The sequence below is a fragment of the Desulfobulbaceae bacterium DB1 genome, assembly GCA_001914235.1.
Taxonomy (GTDB): Bacteria; Desulfobacterota; Desulfobulbia; order Desulfobulbales; family SURF-16; genus DB1.
The window spans coordinates 1-25,304 of sequence record MQUF01000011.1 but is presented as its reverse complement, the minus strand read 5'-3'; the positions used below and the strand labels follow the sequence as shown (position 1 = coordinate 25,304).

At 54.1% G+C, this 25,304-nt stretch carries 24 protein-coding genes and 3 pseudogenes; 6 read left to right on the top strand and 21 right to left on the bottom strand.

The features are described 5' to 3' along the window. Positions 1–319 precede the first annotated feature (319 nt). The 3 genes from BM485_10750 (at position 320) to BM485_10740 (ending at position 1,539) form a co-directional block, all read left to right on the top strand. The gene (locus BM485_10750) at positions 320–526 is read left to right on the top strand and encodes a HicB family protein (GenBank protein OKY75007.1); all 207 of its coding nucleotides are present in this window, start codon (positions 320–322) and stop codon (positions 524–526) included. Continuing rightward, entirely contained in the window at positions 519–773 is a 255-nt protein-coding gene (locus BM485_10745; protein ID OKY75006.1) for a hypothetical protein, read from the top strand. The genes BM485_10750 and BM485_10745 overlap by 8 nt, the downstream gene beginning before the upstream one ends. Positions 774–1,107: 334 nt before the next feature. Beyond that, positions 1,108–1,539, top strand: coding sequence for a hypothetical protein (locus tag BM485_10740; protein ID OKY74913.1), 432 nt, complete (start codon positions 1,108–1,110; stop codon positions 1,537–1,539). A gap of 303 nt (positions 1,540–1,842) precedes the next feature. Here BM485_10740 and BM485_10735 read toward each other — a convergent pair whose 3' ends face one another. The 4 genes and pseudogenes from BM485_10735 to BM485_10720 form a co-directional block, all read right to left on the bottom strand. Further along, positions 1,843–2,925, bottom strand: a complete 1,083-nt coding sequence (locus BM485_10735) for an IS91 family transposase (protein ID OKY74912.1) — start codon at positions 2,923–2,925, stop codon at positions 1,843–1,845. Continuing rightward, complete coding sequence (locus tag BM485_10730) at positions 2,925–3,095, bottom strand: hypothetical protein (GenBank protein OKY74911.1); 171 nt, start codon at positions 3,093–3,095, stop codon at positions 2,925–2,927. Before BM485_10730 ends, BM485_10735 begins: the two co-directional genes overlap by 1 nt. Further along, the gene (locus BM485_10725; protein ID OKY74910.1) at positions 3,076–3,837 is read right to left on the bottom strand and encodes a recombinase; all 762 of its coding nucleotides are present in this window, start codon (positions 3,835–3,837) and stop codon (positions 3,076–3,078) included. Before BM485_10725 ends, BM485_10730 begins: the two co-directional genes overlap by 20 nt. A gap of 150 nt (positions 3,838–3,987) precedes the next feature. Next, a pseudogene (locus BM485_10720) lies at positions 3,988–4,107 on the bottom strand (IS630 family transposase). Between the two features lie 78 nt (positions 4,108–4,185). Here BM485_10720 and BM485_10715 point away from each other — a divergent pair. Further along, positions 4,186–4,686 carry a hypothetical protein gene (locus tag BM485_10715; protein ID OKY74909.1) on the top strand — a complete coding sequence of 167 codons (501 nt, stop codon included), beginning with the start codon at positions 4,186–4,188 and terminating at the stop codon, positions 4,684–4,686. Positions 4,687–5,173: 487 nt separating this feature from the next. Here BM485_10715 and BM485_10710 read toward each other — a convergent pair whose 3' ends face one another. From BM485_10710 to BM485_10665, 10 genes are all read right to left on the bottom strand, one after another. After that, on the bottom strand, positions 5,174–5,596 hold the full coding sequence (locus BM485_10710; protein OKY74908.1) for a VapC toxin family PIN domain ribonuclease: 423 nt from the start codon (positions 5,594–5,596) through the stop codon (positions 5,174–5,176). After that, the gene (locus tag BM485_10705; GenBank protein OKY74907.1) at positions 5,596–5,850 is read right to left on the bottom strand and encodes a prevent-host-death protein; all 255 of its coding nucleotides are present in this window, start codon (positions 5,848–5,850) and stop codon (positions 5,596–5,598) included. Before BM485_10705 ends, BM485_10710 begins: the two co-directional genes overlap by 1 nt. Positions 5,851–6,302: 452 nt before the next feature. Next, positions 6,303–7,187, bottom strand: coding sequence for a hypothetical protein (locus BM485_10700; protein OKY74906.1), 885 nt, complete (start codon positions 7,185–7,187; stop codon positions 6,303–6,305). 2 nt (positions 7,188–7,189) lie between these two features. After that, positions 7,190–7,987, bottom strand: a complete 798-nt coding sequence (locus BM485_10695) for a hypothetical protein (protein ID OKY74905.1) — start codon at positions 7,985–7,987, stop codon at positions 7,190–7,192. 65 nt (positions 7,988–8,052) lie between these two features. Beyond that, on the bottom strand, positions 8,053–8,442 hold the full coding sequence (locus tag BM485_10690) for a response regulator (protein ID OKY74904.1): 390 nt from the start codon (positions 8,440–8,442) through the stop codon (positions 8,053–8,055). Then, positions 8,439–11,003: a hypothetical protein gene (locus tag BM485_10685; protein ID OKY75005.1), complete on the bottom strand. Its 2,565-nt coding sequence runs from the start codon at positions 11,001–11,003 to the stop codon at positions 8,439–8,441. The genes BM485_10690 and BM485_10685 overlap by 4 nt, the downstream gene beginning before the upstream one ends. 97 nt (positions 11,004–11,100) lie before the next feature. Beyond that, positions 11,101–11,868 (bottom strand): hypothetical protein, encoded by a 768-nt coding sequence (locus BM485_10680; GenBank protein OKY74903.1) that lies wholly within the window; start codon positions 11,866–11,868, stop codon positions 11,101–11,103. Position 11,869: 1 nt separating this feature from the next. Continuing rightward, on the bottom strand, positions 11,870–12,799 hold the full coding sequence (locus tag BM485_10675; GenBank protein OKY75004.1) for a permease: 930 nt from the start codon (positions 12,797–12,799) through the stop codon (positions 11,870–11,872). Positions 12,800–13,344: 545 nt separating this feature from the next. Beyond that, positions 13,345–14,709 carry a Fis family transcriptional regulator gene (locus BM485_10670; protein OKY74902.1) on the bottom strand — a complete coding sequence of 455 codons (1,365 nt, stop codon included), beginning with the start codon at positions 14,707–14,709 and terminating at the stop codon, positions 13,345–13,347. A 23-nt stretch (positions 14,710–14,732) separates the two neighbouring features. Then, on the bottom strand, positions 14,733–16,226 hold the full coding sequence (locus BM485_10665; protein OKY75003.1) for a hypothetical protein: 1,494 nt from the start codon (positions 16,224–16,226) through the stop codon (positions 14,733–14,735). A 345-nt stretch (positions 16,227–16,571) separates the two neighbouring features. On the opposite strand from BM485_10665, the gene BM485_10660 reads away from it, so the two are divergent. Next, a complete protein-coding gene (locus tag BM485_10660; protein ID OKY74901.1) occupies positions 16,572–18,209 on the top strand; it encodes a hypothetical protein in 1,638 nt (545 codons plus the stop codon). Positions 18,210–18,336: 127 nt separating this feature from the next. After that, positions 18,337–19,176 carry a hypothetical protein gene (locus BM485_10655; protein ID OKY74900.1) on the top strand — a complete coding sequence of 280 codons (840 nt, stop codon included), beginning with the start codon at positions 18,337–18,339 and terminating at the stop codon, positions 19,174–19,176. 85 nt (positions 19,177–19,261) lie between these two features. Here the strand turns inward: BM485_10655 and BM485_10650 are convergent, their stop codons facing one another. The 7 genes and pseudogenes from BM485_10650 to BM485_10620 form a co-directional block, all read right to left on the bottom strand. Next, complete coding sequence (locus BM485_10650; GenBank protein OKY74899.1) at positions 19,262–20,335, bottom strand: chemotaxis response regulator protein-glutamate methylesterase; 1,074 nt, start codon at positions 20,333–20,335, stop codon at positions 19,262–19,264. After that, complete coding sequence (locus BM485_10645) at positions 20,332–20,844, bottom strand: hypothetical protein (protein OKY74898.1); 513 nt, start codon at positions 20,842–20,844, stop codon at positions 20,332–20,334. Before BM485_10645 ends, BM485_10650 begins: the two co-directional genes overlap by 4 nt. Then, positions 20,841–21,692, bottom strand: a complete 852-nt coding sequence (locus BM485_10640) for a chemotaxis protein CheR (GenBank protein ID OKY74897.1) — start codon at positions 21,690–21,692, stop codon at positions 20,841–20,843. The genes BM485_10645 and BM485_10640 overlap by 4 nt, the downstream gene beginning before the upstream one ends. Positions 21,693–21,770: 78 nt before the next feature. Beyond that, positions 21,771–22,802: pseudogene (locus BM485_10635) on the bottom strand (chemotaxis protein). Positions 22,803–22,988: 186 nt separating this feature from the next. After that, a pseudogene (locus BM485_10630) lies at positions 22,989–23,291 on the bottom strand (hypothetical protein). A 1,060-nt stretch (positions 23,292–24,351) separates the two neighbouring features. Then, positions 24,352–24,840 carry a chemotaxis protein CheW gene (locus BM485_10625; GenBank protein OKY74896.1) on the bottom strand — a complete coding sequence of 163 codons (489 nt, stop codon included), beginning with the start codon at positions 24,838–24,840 and terminating at the stop codon, positions 24,352–24,354. A gap of 125 nt (positions 24,841–24,965) precedes the next feature. Beyond that, positions 24,966–25,304 (bottom strand): hypothetical protein (locus tag BM485_10620; GenBank protein ID OKY74895.1); only part of this gene is annotated, 339 nt, incomplete at its 5' end.

The following is a 25,304-nucleotide window of genomic DNA, read 5'->3' as shown; positions in this document are numbered from 1 at the left end:
CGCCGCGCATTCCCGAACGCGGAAAATCCGGGGACCACCATGAAAAGTAATATCAGGGCGATAGTTTGACTTTTGCATCACCCCAAAAGCCAAGAGCAGATCCGACCCGAGAATTGTTGGGAATTGAGCGATTTTGCTCCTTGATCATATATCAATAGTGATATATGATTCAACCATTGGTGGATTCGTAAAAAGTTCTGCCTCCAGATTTTCGTGACGATAAATCAGCAACTTATCGTGCACTGTATGACTGGCGAGCGGTTTTTTTGCGAGACAGCCAATCATGAACGTGACAGCCAAAAAAAACGAGGTGGCCCCAATGAGCACATTTACCGCAGTTGTCCATAAGGAAGATGATTTTTATGTGGCAGAATGCCCCGAAGTGGGAACGGCCAGCCAGGGAGAGACCATCGAGGAAGCAGTGCAAAATCTCCAGGAAGCAACAGAGCTGTACCTTGAAGAGTTTCCCTTGAAGCAGGTCTATCGCCCCATTCTCACCACCTTTGATGTTCCCGCCCATGCCTGAGCTGCCAAGGATCTCAGGCGACGAAGCCATCAAGGTTTTCAAAAAGCTCGGATTTTATCAGGTACGCCAGAAAGGCAGCCACGTTGTGTTGCGTCGAGATGACAAGGGGGGCGCCATTCCCCGGCACAAAGAACTTGCTTTCGGCACTCTCAAGAGTGCCGTCAAACAAGCCGATATTTCGGTTGATGAATTTTATTGCCGCCTGCGCAGGAAAGTAGACAAGGCGGGTCTGACGTGTCGTCAGTAAATAAGTATGGTGTCCCTTGAATTTCTCAGGTGTTTCTGATACTGCTTGTTGAAGAGGGAATCTTGCGGCATGGTGGTGTTCATTGTAACCTCCTTGGTAATAGTTGATGCGGCGGCCTCGCCTTTGCTCCGCCACTCTCTTTCTATTACCGTATACCGTGAGATTACAACATGTTAATCATGGCCAAACAGTCACGTACGGGACTCGTCTGCCGCGTAGCGGCTTCGTCCAACAATCGGCTTAACCTGACTGCGAGAACGTCGGAGGCGCTGACGCGAAAACCCTTTGCTGCGCAGCAGGTTAGCCGTGGCGTTAGGTGCACGAGGAGCGATCAATGAGTATCAAGAGATTATTTGCAACACTATTAGCCTTCGTAGTGCTGGTTCCGGCTATTAGCCATGCCCGAGAAATTTCTTTGTACGATGATGCCGGTGAGGCAGTCGCGTACATTGATACAGACGACGAAATGAATATTTACCTATGGAAAGGTGAGCCGGTTGCATATCTGGATGGGCAATCAATCTATGGCTTTAATGGCAAACATCTTGGCTGGTTCAAGGAAGGGATTATTTTGGATCACGAGGGTTACGCTGTAGGGTTTATTGAAGGTGCTGTCAATAAACTTACAAAACTTGAGCGCCTGAAAGGTTTGCAGAAGTTAACACCGCTAAAATCCTTGCAGCAGCTTGAACCACTTGAACCATTGCATAAGGATCAGTGGGCAAGGCTTCCCCTGGAAATATTTCTCACCCTGGGGAAGAAGTAATGCACCTAACGAACAAGGTTAGATTGTGAGAGCGCAGCGAGCCACAATCTGAACCGGTGGTTGGACAAGCCCGGTGGACGTATATAGAAAAGAGCTTTTGGGTTCCGGAGGGATCGGATCAGGCGAAGGAAGACGGGAGTGGCCCCCGCAATGTTCTTTGAAAAGGATTTTGGTGCTGTATCATGCTGCTTTACGCTGATTTCCGGCGTTTTTCGGGCGCAGGAGTCCCGTCCCGGTGCAATCCGGCTTGTGTCCTCGGCAAGTTCACGGCTTTCGTTTACATACCCGATGCCTCCGGCTCGTCTATTGCCGTAACGGAGCGGCCATGGCCGGTGGCCGGGCGATCATTGTCGCGGCGATCACCATGGCGGCCCCGCAGGCCGGGCAGATGATAGCCGGCCGTTGCTTCAGGTTGCGGACAAGGGCGCGCCATGGCGCGACCCGCAGCACCAGCTGCAGGAAGCGGAGCAGCTTTTTGCTGCATGCATGGAGAAAACCATACGACCTTGCCCGTCGAAACCCTCGGGGCAGCACATGGAGCATAAGCAGGTAGAGGAAGTACTCGCCCTTGACGGTTCGGGTCCGGTCTTCTCCGCTTTTGGCATGGCGATACCGGAAGGTGACCATGCCGTCCCGGCAGTGCAGGATGTCTTTTTCCCGGATAACACCCCGGTACAGATAACGGCCAAGATAGATAAGGGCCTTCTCGCCGTTGCCCGCGTCCTTGCAGTCAACCACCCACTGATCGGGGCAATCATGGGGAACCGGCAGCTTGTTTTCGACCAGGGTCTGGAGCAGCTTCGCCCGAAAGACCTTGGCCATGGCCTTGTGGCTGAAGAGATATTTCCCGGATTTTTCCTTCCACAGCCCGGTTTGCGGGTTGATGCTTGCTCCGGGCATGACAACGTGGATGTGCGGATGATAGTCCAGGGTTCTGGAATGGGTGTGGAGGATGGCGGTGAATCCCGCTGATCCGCCGAGTTTTTTGTCGTTATTGGTGAAGGATTTCAGGAGGTCCTGTACTGCCCTGAACATCAGGGCGTAAACGGTTTTCTGGTGTTTCCACGCCAGATCCCGCATCTGCCCGGGCAGCGTGAAGGTGATCAGGTAGTATTGACACGGCAGTCGTTTGTCAAGCTGGCTTTCCAGCCACTGCCGGCTCTCATGGTTCTGGCAATGGGGGCAGTTTCTGTGGCCGCAGGAATGGGGAATATAGATCCGTTCGCCGCACCGGTGGTCCGAACAACGGGCCAGCATGTGCGGTCCATGCTCGTATCTGCATCGGGCCATGGACTCCAGAGCCTTGATGTGGCCTGACAGGAGATTTTTGTTGTAGGTGCGGAAGAAGCTGTCCCTGAACTTGTTGATGATCGTGGAGAGCAGCATTATTTACGCCCTCCCCATCTGATGTCCAGGGAGTTGACCAGGGAATTGACGGCCAGTCTCGCATTGTTGGCCGTGGTGGAGGTCAGGTGGGTGTATCTGGCGGTGGTCAGGATGCTGACATGGCCAAGGATCTGCTGCAGCTCAAGCAGATCAACCCCGGCCTCCAGCATGTGGGTGGCATAGCTGTGACGCAGGGAGTGGCATGAGATTTTTTTTTATGCCGAGTTGCCGGACAACGGTCTGCATGGTGGTTTGAATGCCGCCCCTGTCCAGGGGCAAATCAACCAGGTGGGCATTTTTCAGACCTCTTTTCCTGCTGGGGAAGAGGAACCGGGGATGCTTGTGCATGGCCCAGAACTCCCGCAGCACCCGCAAGGTCTTGTCTGGCAGCGGCACCAGCCGGTCCTTGTTACCCTTGGCATCACGAATATGGACCCGCATGTTGCCTGCGTCGATGTCGCCGACTGTGAGTCGAATGCCTTCGCCAAGGCGCAGGCCCATGCTGTAGCAGGTAAAAAAGAAGACCTTGTAGCTCAAGGTTTTGGTTGCGGCAAATAGTTGCCCCGTCTGCTCGACGGACAGGATGTCAGGGATTCTGGATGTCTTGGGAGGCTTGATCAGGGGGATATCTTCCCAGGGTTTGTTCAGTACCCCGGAATAGAAGAACTTCAGGCCGTAGAGGTCGAGCTTGACCGCGCTCCAGGAATGCGTGTCCAGGAGTTCCGTGAAATAGTCGAGCAACTGGCCGGAGTTGAGGTTGTCAATCCTGCAATCGAAATAGTTGCCGATACGCCGGATCGCCCTGGCGTAGGCGTCGATGGTCTTGGGCTGCAGACCGCCCAGTTTGAGGCATTTCAGGTGTTTCTGATACTGCTTGTTGAAGAGGGAATCTTGTGGCATGGTGGTGTTCATTGTAACCTCCTTGGTAATAGTTGATGCGGCGGCCTCGCCTTTGCTCCGCCACTCTCTACTTATTACCGTATGCCGTGAGATTACAACATGTTAATGATGGATAAACAAGCTCGCTCGTGACTCGTCTGCCGCGTAGCGGCTTCGTCCAACATCGCAATCCAGCAGAATCAAGGCATTAAGAATCTTCTGCGAGTTATGTCTCCCTTTCGATACGATGTTGCTGAGAATTTCACGTTCATCTCTCGTGAGTGTCACGATGTATTTCTTCATAGCCAAACCTCCTTGGGTTGATTATGAAGAAATAATAGCTTATTTATTACGACATTTCAACGTTGACATGACAGTAGCTTGAAAGAGCTTTTCGATTACAAAACTGCAAGAGAATACACACTCGCATCCACGGTTAAACATCCTGCCAAGTCACCAATAACGTATATGTTACCGTATGGATTCGTGCAATCACCTATTTTGGCATCACTGTCCCTTAGATTCAGTGCTCTTGGCAGAAAGCTCGAAAATTTATCAAGATCAGCTTCGATACGAGTCAGCGTTTATATGGATGACATTATTATTTCAGGAAATGACAATGGATCACTTGAAATCATTGTGGCCGAAGTAAAGTCTTCGGCCGACCGGGCTGGTTTTGTATTGAACAAAAAAAAAGAGGAAGGGCCTTCACCAAAGATCACAGCATTTAATATAGAGATAACAACCGGTATTCTTGAAATCAAGTTAGCAAGGTACAGAACCTTTCAAGAAAATTATCGATCTACAAGCAATCCAAGGGTAAAGAAAGGCATTGAGACTTACATCACCTCCGTAAATACTGATCAACTTGCGGGTCTTTAATCCCACGTGAATTCAACATCCAAGTGTCCAGGTGGGAATGGTGGGAATGGGGTCGGGCCACGCTAACTATTTAAAAGTAAAAGCAATAAGTATTTTGTGCCCATATTTCAGTTTATAATGGCGATTTTGATGTCAAAAATACAAATATAGATGATTCTATTGGCGTAATGGCAAGGGCAAAGCATGGGAACCTATATTGCCAATTTTGATGGTAAAAAAGACGATATAGGGGCTCAAAACGCCTATTATTGGGATCTTAATTATTGATTTCCAAATAGTTACCGTGGCCCGACCCCAACGGCCATCCATCCCCAACGGCCATGACCCAACGGCCCATGAGGTGGCCCGACCCCAACGGCAACGCAGGAATAGTCTCAACTTTTGTGTTTGTGCAAGAGGCAGATCTTGCCAGAAGCCACCTTAACCATGCCCGGATTTTGCCCAACAAACCAAGGCCACTTCCACATGGCGGTGAAAATTAAAACAATTAATCAGTGTCCCATGGATTGAGTATCGGGACGCCTGTCCTTTTGAAATCATCGACATTGCGAGTGACAACAGTCATGCCGTGGACCAGGGCCGTTGCCGCGATTAATCCATCCCGGACCGGATGAGGATCCGGGACGTGTAATCTCGCGCTCTGCAGAGCAACTGCTAAGTCGACCGACAAAATGCGGCCCTCGAAGGCCGGTAGGACATGGCTGTTGAGCCAAGTCCTGAAAATGGCCCCTTTTTCAGCATCGCGTCGTTCGGCAAGAAGCACCCCTATCTCTAATTCCTGAATCGTTACGACTGAAAGATAGAGGTCGGGCGTTGCGACGCTATCTGCCCACTTGGCAACATTTTCAGCGGCCTTGCCGAGACGGACTTTTCTCAGCTCGGAGACCACATTCGTGTCAAGAATAAACATTACGAAAGCTCAGCAGAACGTGGAAGATCACACATCTGGGGGATTTCCAATTCAAGGTCTTCGATGCCGGGCATAGCCAGAAGATCGGCAATCTTCTGCCTGCTACCAGAAAGCTGTTGATACTCTTTCATGCTCAAGAGAACATGAGCCGGGCGGCCTCTATCGGTGATAAACACCGGGCCTTTATTTGCGGCTCTTTTTGCCTCGCTGATATGTTGATTGAATTCACGGCTGGATATGGTTGTGACAGTCATAATGCACCTCCTTTTCAACTTATATGTAGTAACGTTACTACATGTGGTGCCATAATGCAAGAAAATATCACAAGTGCTCAGTTTTCGGCAGATTTTTGCCATTCTATTTAATCGTTGTATAAAACAACATCCTACAATATTGCCATTTCTAAGATCTGCTGCTTTGCTGTCTCTCCAAATTTATCTTCCTACTGTTTTTTTCACGTTCTCAAATTTGCTCGCGTATATCAGTAATTCCAGTTTCTTCAACAAAACGACACCTATGGCGGCTGCGCTTCTCCTCGCCTTACCCCATTTAAGGTCTCGCCTCGCTGCTCGCTTGTTTTCGCGTTCTCAAGCGAATTCTTCCAGAAATGCCTTCCTGTCAGACCGCACGACCTCAAAATGGTCTGTGCGGGCAAGGGGAAGAAATTCTTCCCTGCCAATCGCAATCACCCATCCCCCCTTCCCTGTTACCGGAGAATCAACACGGAAGAATGACTGTTGCTGACCAGTTTCCCCACCAGATCACGGGAAAAAATCTTGGCGAGCAATGATTTTCTCCCCATCCACAGGGCAATCATTCCTTCCCGGCTTGCCTGGGCGACGTACTGCTCCATATCCTTCGGCCAAATCAGTTTGATCCAGGCGCTGATCCGGCGTTCCGAATAGTATTTGAGGATCGCGGCTATTCTGTTTTTGATCCCCTCCTCTCCGGCCGAGCTTTCTCCCTCGGTAATGCCGACAATCTTCAGTTCCGCCTGATGCAGGGTGACAACCTGATTGATCATCTCCAGGGATGCCTGACTGACATGTTCCTGATCCAGAAAACAGATTATGGTGTCAGGCCGTTTCATCTCCTTGATGACCAGGACCGAGCAGCCGGCTTTAGCGGCAATCTTGCGCGGCAGATCAACCTCTCCCTGCCATTGACAGTCCAGCCCTTTTGTGCACCCAAGTATGATAAGATCACTTTTCTGCTCCCGGCTTTCCGCCAGAATTTCCTTCATCGGATCACCGGTCCGTATCCTGACCAGCAGTTTTTTGCGGACATCCCCTTCCCAGCCCTGGTTATTGATTTCCCAGCGACCCTTGCCGAGGGAATGATATTCCTCATAACCCGTGACGCCGCCGTAGGGCAGTTCACCGCCGGACACACGCCGGAGAAACTCTTCCCGATAATGGCGGAATGTCCCGGCAAAATAATCATCCGGACCGCCGCCCCCGTCAGCCTGCTGCACACCCAGTATGGTTATATCGGCCCAGGTGTTTGCCGCGATATCGGCCAGATCAGCGATGATCCGTTCGCTGTAGGAATGATGATCAAATGCCGCGATTATTCTCATTTCCACCTCCAAGGTTACTTGCAGAACAACACAGGTGAGGGACAGTGCGCCAGCAGTTCAAGTCGCGGACTTCTCCTCAACGGAAAAGACGACGCCACCACCATATATTTTTTCAGCATGTCCGCGACTCCTTCCGGCGTGCCGCAGACCACCTGACTGCTCATCGCCCGACGATTTTCCGCCCGCAGCAGCTCTTCCGCCGCGAACAGGACGCTGCCGGCCTCTTCTTTCCCCATGATGACGGGACCGCCGTTTTCCTGGTAGCGATAAAACAGCAGGTCAAAATCAAATCCGTTGCCGTTGAGCAGGGTGAGCGTCCTGGGGATCAGGGCCTCATGGTCAACCCCGTCGCCGCAGAGCAGGGCAACCCGTTTCCCGGCAACCAGATTTTTGACCACCATGACGGGACACGGCGATTTGGCATAAAGCGACGAGGAAACCAGTTTATAAAAATCATTGATATTCGAGGTATTGAGGTTGCCTTCCAGAAAAAGGTCATAGCCGCCGGTGCCGAGCTCCTCCAGCAATTCATCATCCCGATCACCGACAAAGACTTTCGGCACGCCGATAAAGGGGCAGCCCACCTTTTCCGTATTGAGCAACCTCTGAATGGCCTGCCGACCGGCATCCATCACCCCTTGTTCCCACGTGCGCCGCACCCAGCCCGTTCCTTTCACATACTGTTTTTCGTCAGGGATTTCCACATGTCCCGCCTGCAGCTGCAGGGGCAACATTGTCACCAGTCGCGCGGCATACCTGAGGGCAATACTTGAGGCCAGATTTTCATCAAGCGCAAGAAGACCCTTGATCATTTCAGTTCCCCTTTTTGGTTGACACCGCATGACGATCATGCGGCGTGATTTGAAAATGGACCTCTTTACCGCCCGGCCATTATTTTTTGCTCCGCCTTGCCGATAACCTCGCTGATTTCCCCCAGCTTGAACGGTTTGGCGAGAAAATCAAAAACGCCTTGCTGAAATGACTTCTTGGCGGTTTCCATGGTGGCAAATCCGGTGATGACGATAACCTCGGTATCCGGAGATTTTTTTTTGACCTCGCCGAGAAACTCCATGCCATCCAGTCCTTCCATTTTCAGATCCGTAATGACGATATCAAAGGTCCGCTGCCGGGTCCGCTTCAAGGCATCCATGCTGTTGGTAAACGTCTCCACCTCATATCCCTTTTTCTCCAAGGACGGCTTAAGACGCTTGCTGACAATAGGTTCATCATCCAGAATCAGAATGCTTGTCTGTTGCTGAGTATTCATATCTTCCCCTCAAGAAGCTGATTGAATTTATCGATATATACTTCAATATGTTGCTCGCTCACCATCCTGACATCAAGCTGCCGGGTAAAACCGACCAGCAGGCCGAGAACAAAGAGCCGCTGCAGCATGCCGGCCTCATCCAGCTTCTTGATTCTGGCCACCACCAAATCACCGCGCAACTCGACGCGAAAATCATGGCGCGACAGGACACCGCCGAGAAATTTCGCCCTCCGTGATCGGCGAGTCGGATCAGTCACCCCGCCGAAAAAACGAAAATAGGCATAATTGTCGTTCATGTTTTTCGATATATAACTGTCAATCATGGTGAAATGATACCCCAGCCGCAGACTGACATTGGCATATTCTTTCGAAATGACCGCCAGATTCCGCCCCACCTGCCTGGGTGACGACAGTTCAGGCGAAATCGTCCTGGTCAGACTGGACATGAAGCTTCCCAGATCAACCGACATGGGCTCATTGTTCCAGGCCCTGGGATGTGCGAGCCCCTTCAGCAGATAGCGCATCGGCAGGGAAACAATCGCTTCCGGCGGCACCTTCCCTTTCCTGAAACCGGGCGCCAGTCCGCCGTCGACATCGATCAGCATCAGATCAAGGGGAATATTCCATTGCAGTTTGCCGGCAGCGGTATCTGCCTGATGCGGCTGATAATAATTTCTGTCAATCAGTTCCTCAACCGCCTTTTCGTGCACGAAACGCGTAATATCATGCAGGGTGCGGCAGGCCTCCGGGCTGAAATTCTTTTCCGCCGGGTCCAGCAGATGAAGCGGCGCGATATTTTTCAGCACGCGACGCAACAGTCTGTATTCCGAAGTTTCTTCAATGTCTTCCCCGGTCAACCCGTAGAGACTGAGTTCGTGCACCAGCCCCTGATAGATGATATTGTCCTCGGCATCGACGGTGATCTCCTGCCCGGATTGCAAAAGGGATGAGCCGTTGCCGGTATTGACGATGCATGGAACGCGGAATTCCCTGGCAACCGTCGCCAGATGGCCGGTGGTCGCGCCGATGTCCGTGACAAGCGCACTTGCCCTTGTCATCACTTTTGCCAGCCGCGGCGATGCAAAACGTGCCACCAGAACCGCACCATCGGGAAAATCGTCAAGCTTTGTTTCGTCGTTGAGCAGAAAGACGCGGCCCGTCCCGATACCTTTCTGGGCAATCTCGCCCTGATCGCGGAAAATCACCGGATAGCGGCTGAGCAGCCGGGAAAGTTCACCCGCTTTTGCAGCCGCGGGCGGCCGTATCTGCAACGGCCTGGCCTGCAGGATTACCAGTTTCCCCTTCGCGTCAAAAGCGAATTCGATATCCTGTGGTTTCTTGAAATACTTCTCGATCAAGAGTCCCGTTTCCGCCACCTGGCGGATCTGATTCCTGTTCAGACACGGCATGGTCTGTCCCTTTTCCGCCACCGGCCGCGCCTCGGTCCCGCCGGCTGCCGAAAGATGAAGCGCCGTTTCCTTACGCACCAGATGCATCTCCCGTACCGAATGAGGCGCATGCCTGTCAACGACAAACCGGTCGGCACGGGCCCGACCCGAAACCACCGGAGCGCCAAGGCCCCAGGTGGCACTGAGCACCATCCCCGCTCCCAGCCCGGTGCCGGGATCAAGGGTATAGAGCACGCCGCTGGCGTCGGCATCGATCATTTTCTGGCAGGCCACGGCCATTGCCACCTCATTTTCGTCAAAGCCGATCTTCCGCCGGTACGCCAGGGCGTTTTCACTGAAGGCACCTGCCACCACCCGGCGGTAGGCATTGCCGATCTCCGTTGCCGGAACATTGAGAAAACTCTGATACTGGCCGGCAAAACTGCGTTCGCCATCTTCCCCCCAGGCACTGCTGCGAATTGCCAAGAAACATGGGGCGGCATGATTCCCCTCAAGCTTCGCCACGGCGCTGGAAAGTGCTTTTTCCACGCCGGGCGGCAAGGGACTCGCCATGATGAGTTTGCCGATATTGTCCGCGGCCCGGGCAAGCGGCGTCCGACCATCCCGCCATGACGCCAGTATCCGGTCAACCTTTTGCTGCAGCCCGTTTTTGTCCATGAAAGCGAAATAGGCGGCGGTGGTTACGGCAAAACCCGCCGGGACCGGCAGACCGAGGAATTTCCTCAGTTCCGCAAGGCTTGCATTCTTTCCGCCCACCGCCTCGGAAAAATCCCGTTCAATATCTTCGTACGGCAGGACAAAATCCGCAACCGGACAGTGACGCCTGCCCTGCAGATCCTTTTCGATCTCCCGCTCTATCCGGCGAAAAGCATCATGCAGGGACAGAAATTTCCGCGGCGCCATGGCGTCAAGATTGAGGACAAGGTTCCGCACCAGTCCGGATATGCCTTGACAGGCGGTTTCAATGTAATGCCGGTCAAAGATGTAATTGCCGCCGAGTTTGTCATTTGCCTCGGCAATCAACTCCAGCACCTCATTGTTCATCGCCAGAATTTCCTGAAATCTGCTGAACAGGACCGGAAACGGCACGGCGGCTGTTTCCGTCCCGCCCTGTGCCAGCAGACGTCTGATCTTCTCCATCGCCTTCTTCATCGGAAAAAAATCAGCTCCTTTTCCCGGTGGGAAGCGCTTGCCCCAAAAACCGTCTCCGGGAAATTCCGTTGCCCTGATCATCCGCTTTCTCCATGGCTCAGTGTGCTCCGCCCTTGCCCCTGAACAGGGTTCCCATCAGCAGTCCGGCCATGACCGCTATCATGACCGACATGACCCCGTACCATAGGGCGTGCCCGAAAGCCATTTTCGACAACCGGCTCGGCAGACTGACCAGTTCGAGCACCAAAGGTTCGGCCGCGGTAGCGACAATTGCGCCGTCACGCACCGCCGCAATCTCGACATTGTAGCTTCCCGGCTTCATTCCCGGAGGAATGGGCAGGGTTGCCTGATACGATTTCATGCCGCCCTCTTCCTTGCCGTAGCTGACACTGCCGGGCATTACGGCATAAAGCGACTCGTGTTCCTTGAGGCGAATGAATTCCTGCAGAAAAAAATCATTTTCCGCCGACGCCGGCGTTATTTTGATCCGGTTTTTCAGGGCGGCAAAACCGAAATCCCCGGCGCCGGAGGCCTCCAGATCATCGAAGCCCTTGGCGGTAAACAGTTTGTAGACCCTGGGGGCGTTATCAAATGTCAGATCGCCGGTATTCATCCACAACAGTCCGCCGACCTTGCCTTTTTTCTTCAAATGCAGCTCTTCCGGTTCGCCGCTGAGCCGCACCACCGCCTCGGCCCCGGCGGGAATCATCCCGCTGACCGAAACCGTGGTGCCGTTGTAAAACGTGCTCATTTCGACAACCCCCGGCTCAAGGTTCAAAAGCGGTTCGGCGGCAACGGCGTTTTCAGCCCGCTGCCCGACGATGCCGAACAGAAACAGCAAAAACAGAATGTGGAAATTCTTCATATTAATGTCCTCCTTTCATGGCTATCATAAAATCCGGGGGTAAAAGCAATCCGGCCAGCATTTTCACGCAAACCAGCAATACCAGACCGGCGAGCAGGATCTTCAACTGATCGCCTTTCAGTTTCTTACTGACCTTGGTGCCGACCTGGGCGCCGATGGTGGACCCGAGCAGCAGCAGAACAGCCAGAATGAAATCCACCGTATGGTTGCTCTTGGCCTGCATGATGGTGACGTTGACGCAGGTAAAAAGAATCTGAAAAAGGCTGGTGCCGACAACGACGTGCATCGGCATTCGCAGGAGATAAACCATCACCGGCACCATGATAAATCCGCCGCCGACGCCCATGATCGCCGCCAGAATACCGACCAGGACACCGAAAAAGAGCGGTATCAGCATTGACAGTTCCGCGCCTGATTTGTCAAACCGGCTCTGCAGAGGCAATTTTTTCAGCAGCAGCGCATAGCCGGACTGTTTTTTGGGTGCCGCCTCGACCTTTCCCGGGGCTTTCTCCTTTTTCATGGACTGCAAACTTTCAATGAACATATAGCCGCCGACACCGCCAAGCATCAGCACATAGGTGATGCTGATCAAAAAATCGGCATTGCCCATGGCGCGCAACACCTTGATGATCTGCACCCCGAAGGTCCCGCCGACAATGCCGCCGATCAGGAGCAGCAGGCCCATCTTCACGTCAACATTGCCGAGCCGCCAATGGGCAAGGGTGCCCGAGGTCGAAGCACCGACGATCTGATTTGAGTCCGAGGCCGCTGCCACGGTGGCCGGAATGCCGAACATCATGAGCAGCGGGGTCATAAGAAAACCGCCCCCGACACCGAATATCCCCGACAATAATCCGACAAAACCTCCAAGACCGAAAATGGTCAGGATGTTTACGCTGTTTCCCGCAATGGGAAGGTACATGTGCCACATTTTTTCTCTCTCCTTTTTCCTCTGTTGAACCTGATTGAATTTTCCTTTTGCATCCTTGCCGGTGTTCCAGCGCCTTTCGCCATGCCCTTTGAGCAAAGTCAATGCCACGGCGGAAAAATAAACAGCCGGCGCCGGGAACACGCAAAAAATATTTTTTGATTTCAAGCAGTTGAAGAAAACAGAAATTTAACCAACAGGATGTTTGAGAAACAGACGAGGGAAAGAAAATCAGACTGCGGACCACGCCGCAGGAAAGGCCGGAAAACTTATTTCGTTGTTATTACGTCATTTCTATGCAAAACGACACGAAAGCGCTTGCACAGGAAGCATTGCACGCTGTTTCAATCCGAAACAAGATCGCAAAAAACACGTTAAAATGCCGCTAACTATCTAAATTTACAGAAAAAAGAAAAAATGACCGCAAAAACAGTGATGTTTCAATATGAAATACCCTGGAGATACATTGCGCGACCGGCGCGACCGGGCGAACCGTAACCACGGCCCATTATGTTTCATATTGAAAAAGGCGAAAAGCGAATAAAGGATTATTCACCATCCTCGTCCCCCGGTTTCAGCAAATGGTATTTTTTCATCCGCCGCCAGAGGGTTGTCCGGGGCAGATGAAGGATCATGCTCGCCAGATTTTTATTGTAGTTGGTTTTATCCAGCACGGTCTCGATATGCCGCCTTTCCACATCCTCCAGGGAAAGCAGCGATTCGCCGTCATCCCCGCCCGCCGCGGATTGCCGCAGGCCGGCAGGAAGGTCACGCAGGCGGATCTCTTCGCTGTCCGTGAGCGCCACCGCGCGCTGGATAATATTTTCCAGTTCGCGGACATTGCCGGGATACCCATATGCGGATAAGGTTTCCATGACCTGGGGAGAAACGCGCTTCACCCGTTTATTGAAGGCCAGGTTGAATTTGTCGATAAAGTGCGAGACGAGAAGCGGGATATCATCACCGCGGTCGGCCAGGCGAGGCAGATGGAGGCCGACCACGTTAAGCCGAAAATAGAGATCCTCCCGGAATTTTCCCGCCTTGACGGCCTCCTCCAGGTTTTTATTGGTGGCGGCAATGATGCGGATATCAAGATCAATGGGACGTGTGCCGCCCACCCGCAGGATCTGACGCTCCTGCAAGACGTGGAGAAGCTTGACCTGCATGGAAGAGGGCATCTCGCCGATCTCATCAAGCAACACGGTGCCGCCGCTTGCCGTTTCAAACAGGCCGGCCTTGCTGGTCGCGGCACCGGTGAACGCCCCCTTTTCATGCCCGAACAGTTCGCTGCTGATCAATTCCTCGGTAAAGCCGCCGCAATTGAAATAAACAAAGGGCTGATCCCTGCGGGGACTCAGGGCGTGAATGGCCCTTGCCGCCATCTGTTTGCCGGTGCCGGTTTCGGCCTGCAGCAGGACATTGCAGTTCACCACCGCCAGTTTCCTGATCATGGCGAATATATTCTGCATGGGGGGGCTGACACCGATGAAACCAGGAATAACCCCCTCCTTGGTCATGGCTGTTTTCAGTTTTCGATTTTCCTCCAGCAGTTCGATCTTTTCCCGAACGCGCTGGGCGAGGAGGCGGATATCATGACGTTTGCAGGGTTTGTTGATATAGTGAAAGGCCCCTTTTTCAGTCGCCGCCAAAGCGGTTTCCACCGAGCCATGCCCGGTGATGATGATCGCCTCCGTATCCTCTCGGAATCTTTTCACCTTGTTGAGGATGGTCAGGCCGTCAACGTCGGGCAGCTGGAGATCAATAAAGACGATGTGAAAAGGATTCTGCTGCATGCGGGCCAGGAATGGCGTGCCGGCATGAAATATCTCCACCTCAAATCCTTCCTGGTCAAGCACCCGCTTGACCAGTTGGGCGCTTATTTTTTCATCATCGATAACAGCGACGCGCATCATGTTCGGTATCCCTTCTTTCAACGTTACGACAGGTTCGCGTTCTTTTGTTCCCTTGAACTGATTTGATCGCTTGCTTGAGCCGCGGAGGCCATGGGCAGATAAATCGAAAACATGGTGCCGACATTCATTTTACTTTTCACTTCAATGTAGCCCCCATGTTTTTTCACTATACCATAAACAATGGAGAGGCCAAGGCCGGTGCCCTTCCCCACCTCCTTGGTCGTAAAAAACGGATCAAAAATATGTTTTACCTTTTCCGGTTCAATGCCGGTGCCGGTGTCGCTGACGTTGACCCTGACATATCCGCTCTTTTCCTCCCTGGCATCAATAAAAATTAATCCGCCATCGGGCATGACATAAATCGAATTGACGAAAAGATTGAGAAAAACCTGTTGCAGCTTATGCATGTCCCCCATGACAAGAGGCAGGTCCTCCGGAATATAATCCTCCAGCCAGATGGCTTTCAATCGCAGTTCGTTGGCGATCAGTTTCTGGGTGGCGGCGACTATCTGCTTGATATGAAGCGGCTTGGTTGAAGGAGGCTGGTCCCGCGAGAAATCAAGCAGATTTTTTACCACCTCGGTGGCCCGGTCGGTCTGAGTGATGATGTCTGCGATGATTTCCCGAATCTCTTCCTCCGAGAGGGAGGAATACTCTTCCCGCAGCGTATCGGCCGACAGGGAAATATTGTTCAAGGGGTTGTTCAGTTCATGGGCGATCCCCGATGAAAACGTGCCGATGGATGCAAGTTTTCTTGACTGGATGAGCTGTTCCTGCCTGTTTTCCAGTTCGGAGGCCATTTTATTAAAGGCGTGAATGAGATCGGTTATTTCATCCTGGTTGACGTTCTCGCAGGAAATCGGCTCGAAATTACCCTTGAGAACATTGCTGGTTGCCTGCTGAACAAAGGCAATCCGATCGAGAACACTTCTTGCCTGGAAATATAAGCCGATGATGACAAAGAAAAAAAAGTCGCCGGTAAGAACAATGAAGCCGATGATCGTCAGTTTCAGGCTGGTGCGGATATTTTGCTGCTTTGCATCGAGAAGCTTCCTGGTGAAATCGACCATCTCCTTGCCTTTGTTGCGAACACCCACCGCATCGATCGCCGGCGTTTCGTCGTCTGTGGCATTGGCTGCGCCGACGGAATGCGGACTGGCGAATATCTCCCGGTACCCTTTCATGGTGTCACGAAATTGCTGGAACTTCTCCCATCCGGCAACACGGATAATATCCTCTTCCTGCCTGCCGATGTCCTTGTCGATTGTGTCAAGATATTCCAGAATCGTGTGGATATTTTCCGAACCGACCCCCAGCAGATAATTTTTTTCATAGCGGCGAACCTCCAGCACGTTATCAAAGAGATCATGAAAATCCTCGAGGATAAAAAGATTTTTTTCCATGGAAAAAAACTGGATGGTATAGGCCACCACCAAAAAAACGATAAAGACGGAAACCACGATATTAAGAAGTGTCATCTTTCGTCTGATTGTCGATGTCTGCCGTTGTTTGCCCATGGTATTGACCCCGCTGTTTTCCCGCCCCCAGTGCTCCCGGCAAGGAAGATATTTGTAATTCACGGTCCTGCCGCCTGCCGCGATTTTCAAATGCAACCATTACCAATGGCGACGGCAAGAAACAAGCACGATCTTGCATCGTCTCAACAACTCATTAAAATAATTCATCATTTTCTTTCACCCAGGGATATTCATCAAATGAAAATCCAGTCTGCCCGAGAAATCAGCGGTTGACTTTCCGCCCTTTCCTCCCCTACTATTTAACAATACAAAGTGACAGCGCTGCGTGCGAAAAGAAGCGGATTCGACTTCGGCAAATACAAAAATATTCAGGGAGGTGCTTGAATGAAGTGGCTTAAAAAACTCAAGGTCGGGACACAGCTCATCCTTGGATTTTCCGTGATGATTCTCTTCATGGCCGTAATCGGCCTGGCCGGCTATCTCAGCACCAACAACATCATGATTCAACTTAATAAAATCTTCACGATCAACCTGCCCGGCATCGACTATCTGATCGAGGCGGACCGGGACATGCAGCAGCTCCTGGTGGCGGAACGCACCATGATCCTTGCCGATACCCAGTCGGATGTTTTTCAAAACATGGTGAAGGAATACGAAACAAATCTGCAGCAGGCCGGTGAGCGCTGGGAGAAATACAAGGCGGTTGCGGCAACGGCCGAGGAAAAGGACATTTTTCCCAAATTTGAAAAGGCACGGGAAGAATGGCAGGCTGTTTCCCGCCGGGTGGTGGATGGCCGCATGGCCGATACGGAAGAAAGCCGCGCCGTCGCCCTTGCCCTGTCTTTAGGCGAGGCCAAGGAAAAATTTGAGGCGATGCGGGATTACCTTGATCAGCTCACCGGCATTAACCTGAAGATGTCCGAGGCCGCGCACCAGAGTTCGCTCACGATTCATCAAACAGCTGTCGCAGCCCTGTTGATTGCCGTTGGCCTTGGCCTTTTTTCCGGAATTTTTCTCATGTGGGCCCTTGGCCGGGGAGTAACCAGGCCATTGAAAGGAATCATTCACGGGCTGTCGGCGGCCGCCGACCAGGTTGCGGACGGTTCCGGCCATCTGGCATCAACCAGCCAGATCCTGGCGGAGGGTGCGTCGGAGCAGGCCGCTTCCATCGAGGAGACATCGGCTTCCATTGAAGAGCTGTCATCCATGACCCGCGCCAATGCCGACAATGCCGGCCAGGCCCGCGCCATGATGGCAACCGCCTCCGACATCGTCCAGAAGGTCAATACCCACATGGGCGACATGGCAACAGCCATTGCCGAGATCAACCGAACCAGTGAAGAAACCGGCAAGATCATCAAGACCATAGACGAGATCGCCTTTCAAACCAATCTGCTGGCTTTGAATGCCGCGGTTGAAGCGGCCCGGGCCGGTGAGGCGGGTGCCGGATTTGCCGTGGTGGCCGATGAGGTGCGGAACCTTGCCATGCGTGCGGCCGAGGCCGCCAAAAATACGGCGCGACTGATTGACGACACCATCAAGGCGGTTAAGAACGGCAATGAACTGACCAGGGCCACCCAGGAGGCCTTTGGCGAGAATATGGATATCTCCCAAAAGGTGGCGAAGCTGGTGGAGGAAATTGCCGGAGCATCCAGCGAGCAGGCCCAGGGCATTGAACAGATCAACAAGGCCATTTCCGAGATGGATACCGTGGTGCAGCGGGTAGCGGCCAATGCCGAGGAATCGGCCGCCACTTCGGAAGAAATGAATGCCCAGGCCGAACAGTTGAAGGTCATGGTGGAGGAATTGACCTCCATGGTCGGCCGTGATAGGGAAAAGGAAGAAACCGCTTACAAAAAAACGAAAAAGCGCATCAAAAAAAGCACCTCACCCTCTGGTGGGCAACAGGCGCTCGAAGCCCCTTCCGCAAAAGGAAAGCCAAAAAGCAAGGCCGCGCAATCGCAACAAACAAAGAAACCGGAAGAGGTGATTCCCTTTGATGATGAGTTCACCGATTTTTAATCCGCGGCGTGCCGTCATCAAAAACTCCTTGACCGATCCAGTAATATCGTGGGCATAATAAGCAGGGGAATTTCGCTTAGGAGCCGATATTTTGTTTTGCAAATTATTATGCACAAGGAGAGTTGAGATGAAAAAAGTTACTGTGGTTATCGGCATGGTCTGCTGCCTTGCTCTGCTGCTCACCGGCAACTGCCGGGCGGAGCAGAACTATGTCTTCGGTGTTCACCCATTCAAGAATCCGGCCGAGCTGAGCAAGATGTTCAAACCCTTGCGCGACTATCTCGGAGGTGCGCTGGGCGGGGAGGTTTCCTTCCGCAGCGCCAAGGACTATGAGGCGGCCAAGCAGGCACTGCTCAACGGTGAAATCGACATTTCCTACATGGGGCCGTCGTTGTTTGCCATGGTAAACAAGGAACATCCCGGCAAAATCCGCATCGCCGCCGCAGTGCTCAGCAACGGCAGCCCGACCTTCAAGGGGGTCATCGTCGCCCGCCAGGATTCGTCGATCACATCCCTGCAGGATCTGCAGGGCAAAAATTTCGCCTTCGGCGACCGGGAATCCACCCTGTCCTGCTATATGCCCGCCCACATGCTCATGCAGGCAGGCATCTTTGACGGCATGAAATACCAGTTCGTCGGCTCCCACGACAATGTCGCCCTGGGCGTGCTGAACAAGGCATTTGACGCCGGCGGCATGCAGCCCTCGGTGGCAAACAACTATCTGGACAAGGGGCTTAAAATCATCGCCGAGTCCGATCCGGTGTATGAGCACGTCATTGTCACCGGCCCCAAGGTCGATGATGCGGCTTTCCAGAAAATCCAGCAGGCATTGCTGAATGTGAAGGATCCCGCGGTTTACACATCAATCGGCAAGGGGCTTACCGGATTCGCCGTTGTGCAGCCGAGCGACTATGATGCATTGTATGTGATCATGAAGGCAGTGGATGCCAAAATCCCCCTGCACTGAGAGACCGAACGGATTTCCTCAGACAACGAAAGGCGCCGCGGCCCGGGGCCGCGGCGCCGCAACATCAATCGCCCTGCCCCTGAGGTTAGTCGCTGCATAACAGCAGGACTTCTGGGGCGATATGCGGCAGCGGCATAATCTTGTGCACCCCGCCATGCTTGACCGCCTCGTGCGGCATCCCATAGACCACACAGGTGGCCTCATCCTGGGCGATGTTGACGGCGCCTGCATCAAACATCTCCTTCATGCCGCGAGCCCCATCGTCCCCCATGCCGGTCATGATCACCCCCACCGCATTCCTGCCGGCGTATCGAGCCGCCGAGCGGAAGAGCACATCCACCGAGGGGCGATGCCGTGACACCAGCGGGCCGTCCTTGATTTCGACATAATAGCGCGCGCCGCTGCGCTTGAGCAGGGTATGATGATTACCGGGGGCGATGAGCGCCCGGCCGCGCACCACGGTATCATTGTTCTCCGCCTCCTTGACGGTCACCCGGCAGATGGAGTTGAGACGCCGGGCAAAGGCGGCGGTGAAATTTTCCGGCATATGCTGCACGATGACAATGCCGGGAGTATCTTCGGGCAGCATCTCCAGAAAAATCTTGAGCGCCTCGGTGCCGCCGGTTGAGGCGCCCACCACCACCACCTTTTCCGTGGTCTGAATCATGGCCTTGGAGGTCGGTTTGGCCATGATCACATCAGCGGTGTATTTCGGCGACACCTCCTTCAGCGAACTCCGTTCAGGCCGCCTGCTCAGACGCGCGGCCGCAGCTCCCTTGACGGCATCGCATATCATCATCCGTGATTCTTCGATGAACTGCTTGGTGCCCATCTTCGGCTTGGTGATGATATCAACCGCTCCGTATTCCATGGCCTTGAGCGCCGTTTCACTTCCGCTTTGCGCCAGGCTGGAACACATCACCACCGGAATGGGATGCTGACTCATTATTTTCTGCAGAAAGGTCAGGCCGTCCATGCGCGGCATTTCGACATCAAGGGTGATAACGTCCGGCACCACCGTTTTCAGCCGTTCCGCCGCCAGGAAGGGATCAGCCGCGGTGGCCACCACCTCGATGCCGGGATCGGAGTTGAGAATGTCGCACAGGGTTTGCCGCACCAGGGCCGAATCATCAACAACCAGCACCTTGATCTTCTTCATGCACTGACTCCGGATGCCAGGGAGGACTTGGGCCCCATCCGCCTGACATAGACGGAGCCGTCGATGGTTGAAAAAAACAGTTTCCTGCCGAACAAACCGCCGGTGTCGGTACTGGCAATCGTCAGGCCGAGCAGCGCGATGATCTCTCCGGCTCGGGCCACATTCTGCTCGCCGATGGTCTGCCTGGTTGCGGAATAGTTGCCGAGGGCCAGCACCTGCGCCCCGCCGAACAGCTTGATGACCAGATCATCCTTGGCCCCGTACTCGATGATTTTTCGGTAAATGTAACGGATCGCCTTGTCGACATAGCGCAGATCGTTGCTTTGTCCGGCGACGATGCCCGGCAGCATGGCATGACAGATGGCCCCGACCCCGGAGACTCGGGAAAACATGGTGACTGCCACGCAGGAGCCCAGCACGGTGCTGACCAGCGCCGGCCGGCGGGAGACAAACACCTCGCCCGGCTTCAGATAAACATGGCGGCTGTGAGAGGCGATAAGGCCTTTCATGTTTTCCGGTACACCGTGGAAGACACGGCGCGGAAGTCAACGTCCAGTCCGTTCAGGGTCTCGGAATGACCGAGAAAAAGGTAACCGTTGGGCCGTAATTGATGATGAAACTTGCGCATCAGGGCTTGTTGGGTGGGCTTGTCGAAATAAATGACAACATTACGGCAGAAGATAATATCCATTGGCTCGGCCAGGCCGAAATCCTCATCCATGAAATTGATTCTTTTGAAGACAACCCGGGAACGCAGCTCGGGACAGATGCGCACCACCGGATTGTTCCGGTCTTTATTGCGCATAAGATACTTTTTTTTGAGGTCCGGCGCAATAGGCTCAACGCAGTCTTCCGTGTAAACCGCCTTTTGGGCTCGCTCCAGGATACGGCTGCTGATATCCGAAGCGAGGATGGAAAAACGAAAATCTTGATGCGTTGCCGCGAATTCAGTCAGGACCATGGCCAGGGTGTAGGGCTCCTCCCCGCTGGAGCAACCGGCGCTCCAGATGCGCAATGGTTCCCGCAGACAGCCCCCGCGCCCCTGCATGATTGTCGGCAGGGCGGTTTTGGTCAGATAATCAAAATGGCCGGGTTCCCGGAAAAAATCCGTTTTGTTGGTGGTGACCACGTCAATAAAGTGAATCAACTCCGTGCGCTGCCCTTCGGCGCTGAAAACAAAGTCGCTGTAAGCCTCGAAACTGGTAATATGAAGAGCCTTGAGCCGTTTCTGCAAACGGGCCTCAAGCATGGTTTTCTTGGCGGGCGGCATTCTGATGCCGACGTGGTCGAAAATAAAGGTGCTGAACCGTTGAAACTCCTTCTCTTTCATCGTGGCCGGGGGGTGAGGCGTCATCATGGGCGTTTCGTTTTCGGGTTGAAGAAATCAGGTTTTCGGGGTTCAGATTGTCGCCTGCACCCCGAATCACTTTCCGTATTAATATTTTTCAAAATCGTCATCCAGCTGATCACTGATGGCCGGCCCCCCCATATTCAAGTGGATTGCCTCGCTTTTCTTTTCCGACCTGACCGGTTTGACGGGAAGGTGGCCGATGGCAAGAGGGCGCCCCGTGACGTGACGCGACGAATCGGCATCCTTCCCCCTTCGGCCGTCGGTTTCCAGGGTAAAGAAGGCAATGGTCGATTTGAGCTGTTCGGCCTGGCTGGACAGTTCTTCCGTGGTGGAGGCCATTTCCTCCGCCGCCCCGGCGTTCTGCTGGATGACCTGGTCGAGCTGCTGAATGGCCTGATTGATCTGCTCCGCCCCGGAGTCCTGTTCCTTGCTGGAGGCGCTGATTTCCTGCACCAGCTCGGCGGTACGCTGGATGTCGGGCAGCATCCTGTTCAGCATGTCGCCCGCCTGCTCGGCAATGGCCACGCTGCTGGTGGAAAGTTTGCTGATCTCGCCCGCCGCCGACTGGCTCCGTTCGGCGAGCTTGCGCACCTCGGAGGCCACCACCGCGAATCCCTTGCCGTGTTCCCCGGCCCGGGCCGCCTCGATGGCGGCGTTTAAGGCCAGCAGGTTGGTTTGCCGGGCGATTTCCTCGATGATGGAGATCTTGGTGGCGATCTGCTTCATGGCGGCCACGGTTTCGGTCACCGCCTTGCCCCCTTCCCGGGCGTCCGTGGCGCTTTTCACCGCGATCTTTTCCGTCTGCATGGCGTTGTCGGTGTTCTGGCGGATGTTGGAGGCCATCTGCTCCATGCTGGAAGAAATCTCTTCCGCGCTGGCCGCCTGCTCGGTGGCGCCCTGGGACATGTGCTGGGCCGTGGCGGAAAGCTCCTGGCCGCCTGCGGCGACATTGTCCGCCGCGCCCTGCACCTCCAGCACCACCTCCCGCAGCTTCTCCACCATGGCGGCCAGCGACTCCATCAGCTCGTCCTTGTCGCTGCGTTTTTTCACCTCCACCATCAGGTTGCCCCGGGCGACCAGTTTGGCGTTCTCGGTGATTTCCTTCAGCGCAACCACGTTGCGGGTAATGGCCCCACAAATCTTTTCAAAATTATCGGCAATGGCCAGGGTGTCCTCATCCGCCGCAGCTACGGTGGTGGTGACAGCCAGATCGCCGATGGCAAGCATTTCCAGATTGGCAAGCAGCTTGCTTACCTCACCGTTCTGGTAGGCCGCCTGCTTTTCCGCCACCCGGGCCGCCTTTTTCACCGCCGTCATGTCCGTCACCGCCTCGAAGACGGCAATGGTGTTCCCCTTGTCATCCTTTATCGGTACGCCGAAATAGCCGATGTCAAGATTAAGCCCGCCCGGATGGGCGTCGGTTTCACTGGCGGCCATCTGATTGGTGGACAGGGCACGGCCGCAGGCGCAGCGGTCGGTTTTGCAGTCGCTGGTTCGGAAGTGATCAAAACATTTGCCGCCGATAACCTGTTGCTGACTCCTGCCGCCGGCCTCGGCTCCGGCCTTGTTCATGTAGAGCACGTTGAAATCCCGGTCAATGATCATCACCGGGTTCGGCAGAATGTCCAGAAATCCCACCAGGCGGTCGACGATGGTGTTGACTCCCTCGATCAGCCTGCGATAATCACCCTGGTGCCGTGCCGCATCGGCCCGTATATTCAGCCGTCCTTCCATGGCGGCCTTGCCCAGCATATCCCCATCCGCCGCCAGGCCGCGGATGGTGTCCACCATCTTCTTCATGGCTGCCATGACGCTGTTCGTGTCGTCGGTTTTCAGTCTGATCTCACGGGAAAGGTCACCGACCGCCACCAAGGCGGCCACCTCGCCCAACTCACGCGGGTCGGCTCCCAGTTGGCGCAAAACAGCGCGAATGATGAGCAGGGCGACGATAACCCCCAAAAAAACGGCAACCATGCTGCTCAAGGAAAGCACCTGCCGCACCCGACCCAACGAGGCAAGGATATTGCCGGAATTTTCTTTTGCTTCGTCGACATGGAAAGTCTGCAGCTTTTCCACCGCATCAGAAAGTGACCTTCTGGCGCGGTCAAAATCACCCATCAGGGCATTGCCGGCCTCCAGCCCTTCCGTGACATAGACATTGGCCAGCTTCACCCCGCTTTCATAAAAAAGGGTGAACAGGACTTCGGTTTCCTCGGCCTCGTCCAGGGCTCGATTGTCGTTTTCCGCCCGGAACATTTCCTTAAAACGACCCAGCCCCTGGCGGAAAGTGCCGGCAACCTTCTCCGCCTCGGCAAGACCCGCGGTGTCATGGGTCGCAGCCACGTCGGTGAGGATCTCGCCGATCTGAACCACGGCCAAATCCAACTCATAGGCCAGCATGAGAAAGGGCAGGGTTTCCTTGTCCATCTGCCGGGTGTTGTGTTCCGTTCCCCGGAGCAGCAAGATCGTCGCGGTCACGGCCAGGACAAAAACAACTATCACCGCGGCAAATCCCAATCCCAGCCGCATTCCAATCTTCATGTTCTTCAGCATGGCACCTTCTCTCGTTGTCTCTGAATTTTGTGTTTCCGAAGTCTTTTGCGCGATTTCGATTTTCCGCGCGCGCAACTTGCAACTCCCTCCGGCACGAACCGTTACCCGCTTATCATGCCGCGCCGCCGCCCTGCACCGCCAGCAGATCCTCGGAGGAAAAAACCTTGTCAATGTCGAGAATCATGACGAAATCGTTATTGATCTTGCCCATGCCTTTGATGAATTCCGTGTTCAGCTTCGTGCCGATATGGGGGGCCGGTTCGATCTGTTCCGGCTCCATTTCCACCACCTCCTGCACCGAATCGGCCAGCACGCCCAGCACGATGACTTCGCCTTCCAGGCTCACCTCCACCACGATGATGCAGGTGTTCACCGTCTGCTCCGTGCAGGTCATGCCGAAATTAAGCCGCAGGTCGATGACCGGCACCACGCTGCCCCGCAGGTTGATGACGCCGCGCATGAACTCCGGTGTCTGCGGCACCTTGGTAATCGAGGTGAATTCCAATATCTCCCGCACCTTGGCCACATCAAGGGCAAAGACCTCCTCCGCCAGCTTGAAGGTCAGGTACTGCACGGTTTCCGTAATTGCCGCCACACTCATGGTATTTCCTCCTTATATGGTAGGCTGTCAGGCTGTAGACTGTTAGGTGTAAAAAACCGCAACCCACAACCTGATAGTCTGACAGCCTAATAGTCTAAGAGCCTCAACACTTTCAGCGCGGTTGATCAGTATTTTTCAAAATCATCATCGAGGTTGTCGGCGCCACCGAGCCCTCCCATGTCGAGGTTTATGGCGCCGCCTTTTTTACCCGCCTTGACGGATTTCGATGGGGCAGGGCGCTCCACGGCATGATGGCCCAAGGCAAGCTGGCGGGCCGGGCCGGGCCGGGAAGCGGCGGCATGCTGCCGGCTGCTGCCTGTGTCCAGGGTAAAGAAGGCGATGGTGGATTTGAGCTGCTCGGCCTGGCTGGACAGCTCTTCCGTGGTGGAGGCCATTTCCTCCGCCGCCCCGGCGTTCTGCTGGATGACCTGGTCGAGCTGCTGAATGGCCTTGTTGATCTGCTC